The sequence below is a fragment of the Paenibacillus sp. JQZ6Y-1 genome (assembly GCF_040719145.1).
Classification (GTDB): Bacteria; Bacillota; Bacilli; order Paenibacillales; family Paenibacillaceae; genus Saccharibacillus; species Saccharibacillus kandeliae.
This window is the reverse complement of the sequence record NZ_JBFDUZ010000001.1, coordinates 1513291-1523873: the sequence shown is the minus strand read 5'-3', so window position 1 is coordinate 1523873 and position 10583 is coordinate 1513291. Positions and strand designations below refer to the sequence as shown.

The window sequence follows — 10583 nt, the reverse complement described above, 5'->3', positions numbered from 1 at the left end:
TATATACTCCTTTACTTTTTACGTATATTGTAAAAGAGTATATATAACTAATTCTTTAGAATCAACAAATGATTGATATTTTACAAAAAAAATGAGACTATGTTATTATTAATTAATTTTGGAAGGGAATTGGAATATGAATATAAATAATTTATTACTCCAACATATAATATCTGGGCAACATAGTTCAAAGTACTTAAAAGAAAATATTCCTGAATTAGTCATTACATTAGAAAAATTTTTTAATACTCGTTCTGATATCAAAAGAATTCAATTATCCGAGATAGTATGTGAAAAAATTTTAGAAATAATGGATTTTGATGATGTAATTCCTTTGCGATCAAAAGTAGCTACTTTAGAGATTCAACGGAAAATAAATTATAAAAAGCAATCTGATCATACTGCTCATACTTTATATCTTTTTCTTATAGGTATATGGTTTTATGACAACATAGATAGTTTAAGAAATAAAATTGACTCAAAAATAGATAGTAAAAAACCTATAAAAATGTTTTTATTTCAATGGACATTTGCCTCTTTATTACATGATGTTGGCTATTTATTTTATTCATTTCCAGACAGTTCTAATAAAGAGTATTGGAATTTCTTTGATGAAATGCTCTCATCAAATTTCATGACTAAACAAAATAAAAATCTTAATCAAGTCGAAAATAAGAATTTTCAGGATGTTAGTGCAAAATTTGAGGAAAAGTATATGGCAATAAAACATTCATCACAAGATAATGCTATTTCATTAATTGAACAACTAGAAAATATACCATGGATTACAGAATTGACTTCAAAAAATATAAAAGGTTTAGAATTACTTTATAAAGATACTGAAAACTTACCTAGCTTAAACGAATTTGCGTATAGGATGGCTAAACAAGGATATGACGGAACGCCAGTAGTTGATCATGGTGTTACTGGAAGTTTGATGTTATTAAAATACACGTCTGCTTGGTATGCTATTGTCAACTCAAATGAGCCAAACGCTTTCTATAGTAAGTTTAATTACTATCCTGCTGTTTTTAATAAACATATAATCCCTGCATGTAGAGCTATTGCATTTCATAATTTGCCCGAATTCAAGTTTTCTTTAAATGATGAACCCCTACTTTTCTTATCAGTTATGTGCGATGAATTACAGATATGGGATAGATTTTTATCTGGGTCGCAGCATATAGATAACTGGGCTAATATAAATCATTGTATGGCAGAAGATATTGAAACCCAATTATTAATAACAGATCAAAATCAGCCAAAATTAAAAATTAGCATTGATAAAATGTATGGAGAGAAAATAAAAGAATCTCTTGATAAAAGAGTTAATGATTGGACAAATTATATTTCTTTGAATATTAAATAATAAAAAGGAATTGATGCTTTGCATCAATTCCTTTTTATTATTTATATCTTTGCTTTTCTAATTGTTGTCCCAATTCGGCAAGACGCTCGATCTGTACCGGTTTGGACAATGCACCGTTCATTCCAGCGGCGATCACATTATCCTCATCATCTTTGAACGCATTGGCGGTCACAGCAATGATAGGAATGTTTCGATTCTTGATTGTAGTGGAATTACGGATTGCATAGGTCGATTCCAGACCATCCATCACTGGCATCTGAATATCCATCAGCACCAGATCATAGCTATCATCCTGCTCTAGCATACGGATGACTTCCAGCCCGTTATCGACTACATCAACATAATATCCCAGCTTATTCAGCATACGGGACGTGATGATGCAGCTGATCCGATCGTCGTCTGCAAGCAATACATTCAGACGAGCAGATGCTTTGTCCGGTGCATCTACATGCTTCGGTTGACGGGCAACACTCTCTGATAGCTTTTTCACAACAGTACTTGCGTCGCTGCGTCGGCTGGAGATCGCTGGATAACGTACAGGAATCGTAAACTGGAAGGTACTCCCCTGTCCCTGTTCGCTTTCCACAGTAATCTCGCCGTTCATCAGCTCTACAATCTGCTGACTGATGACCAGACCTAAACCAGTACCGCCAAATTCACGACTTTGTGAATCATCGACCTGACTAAAGCTTTGGAAGAGCTTGCCCAGATCCTTGGCAGCAATACCGATACCGGTATCCTTCACTCGAAAATGCAGTTGGATTTCCTCACCGTTATCAGCAGCCCCATTTACGTATACATCTACTGCACCCTGGCGTGTGAATTTGACGGCATTGCTGATCAGATTGTTAAGAACCTGCTTGAGACGATGCGGATCACCGTATACCAATTGCGGTACATTATGACCAATATGCAGATTCAGATTGATTTTTTTCTCCAATGTAAGCGGACGATGCGCTTTAATCGTCATATCCATCAGCTCGTACAGATTGTACTCGATACTTTCGAGGTTCATCTTGCCTGCTTCGGCTTTGGAGAAGTCAAGGATATCATTGATTAGCGTTAGCAGCGTTTCCGCACTATTTTGCACAATTTTCATATTGTCACGCAGATCTTCCTCTACCTCATTCAACAGAATCAGCTCGGTCATCCCGATAATCCCATTTAGTGGTGTACGAATCTCGTGACTGATATTGGCAAGAAACCGGCTTTTGGCGACATTCGCGCTTTCTGCTTGGTCTTTGGCTTTGAGAACCTGCAATTCGGCTTCTTTACGTTTGGTAATATCAAATTGAATACCAACAAAATAATGGCATTCTCCATTCTGGTCAAAAATCGGGTCCAGATTGACCTCGTTCCAGAAGGAAGTGCCGTCTTTGCGATAATTTAGAATTTCAATTGTTACGGATGTTCGTGTTGCTAATGCCTCACGAAATGCTTGAACGGCTTCTGGATCGGTATCCTCGCCCTGCAAAAAACGGCAGTTATAACCGACCGCTTCTTCGCGGGTATAACCGGTCAGATCCGTGAAATGACTGTTCACAAATACGAGCGGGCAATTGGGCTTGCGCGCATCCGCAATCGTGACAGACGATTTTAAATTTTGCACTACATATTCCCAGTCAATTGCTGGTGCTTTAGGATCTATATTCATGCTGCCTCCCTGAGTGGGTATAATCAATTGCAGTAAGTATACGTTACCATCATAATGTGTCTAGCATACCATACAAACATATGTTTTTGCCACGCATATGCAGATAAGACACAACATTTTGACAAATGAAAGACACAAAAAACCTGTCCGAGTTCCAATCCTTACCCGGACAGGCAAATATCGTCTTCATTTAACGCAGTATCCGGCGCGCTGTTACATAATGATCCACCCAATATTGCAGATCAAGGTTGGAAATCGTAATTCCATTCAGGCTTGGGCTATTGTGAATCAGCTTGTTGTCGCCGCCGTAAATACCTACGTGCGTAATCACGTTAGGATCGCCGCCGGAGAAGAATAGCAGATCACCCTTCTGCCATTGACCGCGCTCCACTTCGATGCCAACATCTTTCTGATAACGCGTTCCCCATGCCAGATCGATACCTTCCAGCCCGAATACATAACGGGTAAAGGAGGAGCAATCAAACAGAGTCGGCGCTTCATTTTTGCCGAAGCCATATTGAGTCACGCCCTGTAACGCAAGTGCATTTGCAATAATACGGTCGGCAGATGCTTCATCGAGCGGTGAACCGGTCGATAGTGTAGGGAAACTGAAGGATGAAGCTGGCGGATTAAATGGCTGTTCTTCCACTTGATCCACTGTTTGCGATGGCACTTCCGACAGCACGGCGGTCTGCGAAGCAGGTAGCGTATAGGATACATAATCTGCGGATACATATCCCGTTACACCGTCTTTATCCTTGATCTTGATCCAAGCTGCGCTAGGCTGCTCCAATGCGCTGAATACTTCTCCCGCAGGCAATACACGAAGTACCGCACTCCCCGTCGTTGGTTCCGCGCGGAAATTCACGCCTTTTTCCACAAGCCCTGTTCCGGGTGCATTCACCGCAGACGGTGCAGGGGCTGCGCTAGTAGCATCATTATTGGAAACGCTTGTAGTTGGCGGCGTGCTAACAGGGCTGGACGATGTGACAACACTACTGCCTGTCGTTGTCACCGGAACGGATGATGACGCATTGGTCACTGTACCATTGCCTGATGCACTGCCAGAGGTAATGGTAGCCGACCCAGTCGCGGTTGAAGTGCTGCTCTTGACCGTTGCCCAATCTGCGGACGGTTTATAGTCGATATAACTAGCAGACACATAGCCTGTTTTGACACCGACTTTGACACGCAGCCAGTAGTTGTTCACTTGACGCAGTACTTTGATGCTTGTTCCCGGCTGAAGTGTACTGTACACGGTGCTGTCTGTGTTAGGACCGGAGCGGAAGTTAACGGGCATATTCACTTTACCGATCGGTACGGTCGTTACTGCCGCCTGACTAATGTCTGGAGCGGAAGTTAATAATACAGCAGCAGTGAGCAGTGTAATGAGCTTTCTTTTCATGGATGTCCTCCTCAGCGGTTATGGGGCTGTTCATGCTGCGTAATCATGGGGTTATGTATACTATCTGACAATCCCGTCAGAACCGTTAATCAAAAATGACAAAAATCGAATCAATTATGAAAAAAGTATGATAAAAGCAGCCAAAAGTGATAAAAAAATGTGGTAAGCACGTCTATGAATGAAACAAAATGACAGTGACGTCATATTTTCATCATAGTTGCTTACCACATTTATACCACACTGAATCAAATGTTGTCGATTAAAAATAACAATAGATTCACTTTTTTGTTAACGTTTTATCGTTATTGCACATTCAAATATTGCTTGATAGCATCCACGACTGCTTGAGCGAGCTTTTGCTGGAATTCATCGCTGTACATCAGCGATTCATCCCCTGCATTGCTCAAATAACCAGCCTCCACCAGTACAGCAGGCATGGTCGTCTCACGCGTAACATGCAGACTTTTCGCATGGATACCGCGATCTGGCAACCCTAGAGCCTGCACCACATGATCATGTACCATCTGGGCAAAGCTTACGCTGTCAGCACGAGTGTAATAAATCTCCGTACCGCTTGGCGACACTGCTGACGATGTACTGTTGCCATGAATAGAAACGAACACATCGGCGTGTAGATTGTTGGCGATCTTGACGCGATCCGGTAAGGTCGGATAGCTGTCGTCACTGCGCGTAAGCACAAAATCAATATCCGGCTCTTGTTGCAGCAGCGCTTGAATTTTCAAAACGACTGCCAGTGTGAAGTCCTTCTCGTTCTTCTTCGTGATACTGATTGCACCTGGGTCGGAACCGCCATGACCTGCATCAATAACAACGACTTTTTTGCCATCATCGCCTGGACCCGAACCTGGAGTAACAGGTACAGGTGTGGAGCCATTATCGGTGGAACCATTTTGTCCAGTAGTCGTACCTGTTGTACCACCCGCTGTTGCATTGCCATCCAGTTCAACAATGATGACACCCGGTGTATCGGTGATCACCTTGTACTTTTGTGCAGCAGTCAGATCTAGCACGACACGTACCGCAGATGGGCTATCGCTGAACAGCGAGTAGCGAATACCCGATACTTGTGGATAGCCAGTCACATCGACCTTGCCGACATCCCCAACGCTCATTTGCTGTCCATTCAGAAAAGCTGCGGACAATGCCGTTTTCGGCAGATCAAGAACGATTCGATCTGGGCTGGTCAGTGAACTAGACTTAGGCGTTACATTTCCCTCCACTGTAATCGTCATCCGATTATCGCTAAAACTAATCGAATCCACCATCGCATTGGAGCTAGCTGTCGTCCCGCTCGTTGGCGCAGTTGACGAACCGTTCGTTGTGTTCCCGCTCGTTGGCGTTGTCGTCGAACCATTCGTTGTGTTGCCACTTGTTGGTGTCGATGTAGACGGTGTGGTTAGGTAAACCGTTTTGGAGCTGTTGTCCCATTTGACGGTTGCACCAGTATTTTCGCTCAAAAAGCGAAGTGGCACTAGCGTCGTACCGCCTTTGACAAAAGGAGCAGCTTCCAGATCCACCGCATTGCCGTTGACATTCGCTGTCGTGCTGTTCGCAGTCAGTGCTACCACAGTCTTACCTTGCTTGATTGTGGCAGTCTGCGTAGAACCAGACCAGGTTACTTTATAACCGAGCTGCTCCACGACGAGACGCAATGGCACCATGACACTGCCTTTGACGCTGGTAATCTGCACATTGGAAGGCACGTCAATACTTTTGCCATTGAGGTTGATATGCGCCTGATCCGCTGCATGCACTGCCGTCGGCAGCACTAGCATGAATAAAACCAGCAGCAATCCCAGTATCCAGTTGTGTTTTTTGTTCATAAATCCTCCTGCCATTCTCTGGTTGACGATTGTAGCTTCTGTCATACCCCAGTCCGTATTGTGATTGACTGCGCAGTTTCTGACGTTCCCTTCCGATTCCCACGATGACATACGCCAGCTTAGAGATTCATGAAAAGGTATCGTAGCCTCAGCGGCATATCTTATCGCTTATATCGGTCGAAACGAATAGATTGCACAGTCTTGACATCATTTCTTCATCCGTTCTGTCCGTCTTCATCTGTATGTGAATAGCAGCGCTCTGCATCCGTAACATCCCATTCGCGTATGTTGGCATACAAGCCATACGGATTGGTAATACAATGTCACTGATGTGCTGCCTATATTGATCCTGACGAAATGATGCCGATGGATGTTGCCATCCTGATCGATGAATGGTTGATCCTGTTTCCCTGCTAACCAATCAACCCGTTGCTACCGCTGCCTCCCTTCCTCTCCAAATGATGATGCCCTGCGAACAGGTTTGCGCTCTGCCTGCGTGTCTCCTGTGGTACGCTTTCATCGAATGGATGATGCCGTACACTATGTATATCTTTTATTATGATAATCAGAATCTTGCAGCTTGTAAACTTTGCTTGCTGCCAGATGGCAAAAATGCTACTGCTTTGTCAAAAGACGGCAATGCTTCCTTGGTGATTGCGAAAATGAGATATATCCATCATCACAATCTTCACAAAAGTGCTAAAATATTGACTTTTTATCTGTACCGCTAGTGACGTGTTCGCGCTACAATAAATCTGTTCCTTCGCGAAGAACGTATTGGGAATATGATTTTTGTAAACGCATACAAACATAGTTGGAGGCGAACAGATCACGATGAAAAAAATGATCAAACGGATTACAGCGCTGGCACTCAGTGTTGCATTAATCAGCGGGCTTGGCGTAGCTACTTCCCCCGCTCCTAAAGCGGAAGCAGCAACGGCATTTGCCAAAGGTGCGGATGTAGGCTGGCTCTCTGAAATGGAATATTACAACTGGGCATTTTACAACGATGCTGGTAACAAGCAAGATTTGCTGCAAATTTTGAAAGATCATGGTGTGAACTCGATTCGCTTGCGCGTATGGGTGAATCCATCTATTAACTTTTCCAATAAAGCGGACGTTGTTAAACAAGCAGTACGTGCCAAAAATATGGGCTTCCGCATTATGATTGATTTCCATTACAGTGACAAATGGGCAGATCCGGGTCAACAATCCAAGCCATCCGCTTGGGCGAGCAAAGACTTCAATGGTCTGAAGCAAGCGGTCTATGATCATACTTACGATGTGCTGAATACATTGAAATCGCAAGGCGTTACACCGGAATGGGTACAGGTTGGTAATGAGACCAATGACGGTATGCTGTGGGAAGATGGACGTGCATCCAAAAGCATGAGCAATTTTGCCCAGCTAATCAACTCCGGCTACGATGCTGTGAAAAAAGTGAACTCGGGTACGAAAGTCATCGTACACTTGTCCAATGGCTATGATAACTCCCTGTTCCGCTGGATGTTCGACGGTCTGAAAGCCAATGGCGCAAAATATGATGTCATCGGCATGTCCCTCTATCCAGATAAAAGCAATTGGCAAACGCTAGATCAGCAAGCGCTCACCAATATGAACGATATGGTGGCTCGCTATGGTAAAGAAGTCATGGTGTGTGAAGTTGGTATGGATGCAAGTGATCCAACGACAGCCAAAGCGTTCCTGACTGATATTCTTGCCAAAACACGTTCCGTTTCAGGCGGTAAAGGTCTGGGCGTATTCTACTGGGAGCCTGAATCGTATGGCACATGGTATGCGTATACCAAAGGTGCTTTTGATTCCAAAGGGAAAGTAACGATTGCCATGGATGCTTTTCTAAATTAATCTTCCTCTCTATGATTCATGGCTATAAGGAATGCAAATGGCAGCACATTGGTTTCCATTCAAACACATAACAAAAAGAGCCGCAGGATCGTTACATGATAACGATCCTGCGGCTCTTTTGTGATAACAGATGCTATTCGACGGTTACTGCTCGTTTCAGTACACGAATACCAAACGATTCCAGTTCAATCTGGCTACCAGCTGCGATACTGTCGCCATGCAGCAAATCCGTATAATCGCGGTCGTCCAATTGCAGACTGCGGGTTTCTTCACTGTAATTTTGCAGGAACACGAATTCGCTCTCACCCTGTACGCGTGCATGCGCAGTTACATCCTGCGGCAATACAGTCGCCAGTGTACGAGTAACCTGCGTGCGCTCTACTACTCCTTCGATCAGATCGCTAAGGAAATGATCCCGAGTGCGGGCTGCCACATAATACGCTTCCCCTTCGCCAAATGAATTCACAGTCAGTACAGGACGACCAGCGTAGAAATCATCGCCATAGGTTGCGAGTGCCTGGGCGCTCTCCAGATGGATCAGATCGCACAGATCCTGTACGGCATATTCACCTTCCAGCGACAGTGAGTTACCTTCATTTGGAATGATACGATTACGCTCGCCTTCATGCAGCCCGTCTATTTCTTCTGACCAGATGCCCAATACCTTGCGCAGTGGACCCGGGAATCCGCCGAGGAAGCACAGATCATTCTCGTTTACGATGCCAGACCAGTAGCTGCTGATCAATGTACCGCCATTGTTGACAAATTGCTCAAAGCTTGCGCCTACACCATCGCGTACCATATACAACATAGGGGCAACGACCACTTTGTATTTGGACAGATCCTGCTCCATATCGATCACATCGACAGCGATGCCTCGTTTCCAAAATTCGCGGTAAAAGTCGAGCACGGTTTGTTCATAGCCGATGCCGCTGTTACGCGGACCTTGACTATCCTTCACTGCCCAACGATTTTCCCAGTCAAAAATAACGGCTACTTCCGCGTTTACCTGACTGCCACGAATACTTTGCAGCTGTTCCAGCGCTTGACCCACATCCTGTACGTCGCGGAATACGCGCGTGTGCTCATGTCCAGCATGATCCACAACTGCACCGTGCAGTTTTTCACTCGATCCCTGACTTTTACGCCATTGGAAATATTGTACCGAATCGGAGCCATGCGCGACCGCTTGCAGCGAAGACAGTAGGTGCATGCCCGGACGTTTGTTTTTGCTGATCGGTTGCCAGTTCGTCAGACTTGGAGTGCTCTCCATCAACAAAAACGGCTGTTGCTTGATCGAACGCACAATATCGTGCATCATGGCGATTTTCGCGCCCTGCATACCATCGCCTTCCAGGTCATGCCATGTTGGATAGCTGTCCCAAGACAGAATATCGAGCAGATCAGCGAATTTCCAGTAGTTCAATCCTTCAAAAAATTCCATAAAGTTCGTCGTTACAGGCAGCAAACGTTCTACCTTGCGCAGCGGCTCAATCTCGTGACGGCAGAAATCTACCGTCTGGTCGGTCACAAAGCGTCTCCAGTCCAGATTCATCCCATGCACCTGAGTCTCCCCATGCGGCGCTGGTGATTCCACCTGCGACCAGTCGGTGTATGTATGACTCCAGAACGTAGTCCACCATGCTGCATTGAGCTGATCCAGATCGTTATTGTATTTCTTTTTCACCCAGTTGCGGAATGCTTCCTGACAATAGTCACAATGACATTCGCCACCATATTCATTGGAAATATGCCAGCCGATGACTGCTGGATGATCGCTGTAGCGTTCTGCGAGCAGTGTGTTGATATTCTCTACCTTTTCACGATAGACTGGCGAAGTAAAGCAATGATTATGACGGAAGCCATGCAGATTACGAACACGGTTCTTCTCAATGCGCAGTACTTCAGGGTACTTAGCGGACATCCATGCTGGACGCGCTCCACTCGGCGTTGCCAAAAACGCGGAAATGCCGTTGGCAGCAAACCGATCCAGTACCTGATCCAACCATTCAAACGTATATACGCCTTCTTCCGGCTCTAGCGATACCCAAGAGAAAATGCCGACCGACATCACATTACATTTTGCCAATTTCATTAAACGAATATCCTCTTCCAGAATGTCTGGGCGATGTCTCCACTGCTCTGGATTATAGTCTGCACCATGCAGCATGGCAGTCCAAGTTGGGGTTACGTTGTTCGTTAGATTGGTCATAGTAGACTCCTTTAGATTGTAATAATAGAATGAATAGAAAAAATGTAGATAGATAGTTTAATTGTTAGAAATTAGATTTAAAAAATGCAACTATCAACGAACTAACAATCTTTTTGTGATAACTATCAAAGCATAAAGCCCGTACATCGGCTGCATTTTAGGCACTGCTGGTACAGCGCTGGAATGTAGACCGATATGCAGACTTTAGCCATCTTGAAGTAATTTGGTTTATT

General features: G+C 44.4%; 6 protein-coding genes. 2 read left to right on the top strand and 4 right to left on the bottom strand.

Annotated elements, in window-relative coordinates; translation table 11 throughout:
- The first annotated feature begins 136 nt into the window (after window positions 1-136).
- On the top strand, window positions 137-1369 hold the full coding sequence (locus ABXR35_RS06700) for a hypothetical protein (RefSeq protein ID WP_367057212.1): 1233 nt from the start codon (window positions 137-139) through the stop codon (window positions 1367-1369).
- Between the two features lie 37 nt (window positions 1370-1406).
- On the opposite strand, the gene ABXR35_RS06695 is transcribed toward ABXR35_RS06700, so the two are convergent.
- The 3 genes from ABXR35_RS06695 to ABXR35_RS06685 all read right to left on the bottom strand — a co-directional run bounded on the left by ABXR35_RS06695 (window position 1407) and on the right by ABXR35_RS06685 (window position 6272).
- The gene (locus tag ABXR35_RS06695) at window positions 1407-3023 is read right to left on the bottom strand and encodes an ATP-binding protein (protein ID WP_367057209.1); all 1617 of its coding nucleotides are present in this window, start codon (window positions 3021-3023) and stop codon (window positions 1407-1409) included.
- A 190-nt stretch (window positions 3024-3213) separates the two neighbouring features.
- Entirely contained in the window at window positions 3214-4428 is a 1215-nt protein-coding gene (locus ABXR35_RS06690; protein WP_367057206.1) for a C40 family peptidase, read from the bottom strand.
- 302 nt (window positions 4429-4730) lie between these two features.
- The gene (locus tag ABXR35_RS06685) at window positions 4731-6272 is read right to left on the bottom strand and encodes an N-acetylmuramoyl-L-alanine amidase family protein (RefSeq protein ID WP_367057203.1); all 1542 of its coding nucleotides are present in this window, start codon (window positions 6270-6272) and stop codon (window positions 4731-4733) included.
- An 834-nt stretch (window positions 6273-7106) separates the two neighbouring features.
- Between ABXR35_RS06685 and ABXR35_RS06680 the strand changes: the two genes are divergently transcribed.
- Entirely contained in the window at window positions 7107-8138 is a 1032-nt protein-coding gene (locus tag ABXR35_RS06680) for a glycoside hydrolase family 53 protein (RefSeq protein WP_367057200.1), read from the top strand.
- A 133-nt stretch (window positions 8139-8271) separates the two neighbouring features.
- On the opposite strand, the gene ABXR35_RS06675 is transcribed toward ABXR35_RS06680, so the two are convergent.
- A complete protein-coding gene (locus tag ABXR35_RS06675; protein ID WP_367057197.1) occupies window positions 8272-10350 on the bottom strand; it encodes a beta-galactosidase in 2079 nt (692 codons plus the stop codon).
- Between the last annotated feature and the right edge of the window lie 233 nt (window positions 10351-10583).

What these genes read in the sequence shown, in the direction of transcription:
- ABXR35_RS06700 (WP_367057212.1), top strand. Translation starts at nt 137, where the DNA reads ATGAATATAAATAATTTATTACTCCAACATATAATATCTGGGCAACAT.
- ABXR35_RS06695 (WP_367057209.1), bottom strand. Translation starts at nt 3,023, where the DNA reads ATGAATATAGATCCTAAAGCACCAGCAATTGACTGGGAATATGTAGTG.
- ABXR35_RS06690 (WP_367057206.1), bottom strand. Translation starts at nt 4,428, where the DNA reads ATGAAAAGAAAGCTCATTACACTGCTCACTGCTGCTGTATTATTAACT.
- ABXR35_RS06685 (WP_367057203.1), bottom strand. Translation starts at nt 6,272, where the DNA reads ATGAACAAAAAACACAACTGGATACTGGGATTGCTGCTGGTTTTATTC.
- ABXR35_RS06680 (WP_367057200.1), top strand. Translation starts at nt 7,107, where the DNA reads ATGAAAAAAATGATCAAACGGATTACAGCGCTGGCACTCAGTGTTGCA.
- ABXR35_RS06675 (WP_367057197.1), bottom strand. Translation starts at nt 10,350, where the DNA reads ATGACCAATCTAACGAACAACGTAACCCCAACTTGGACTGCCATGCTG.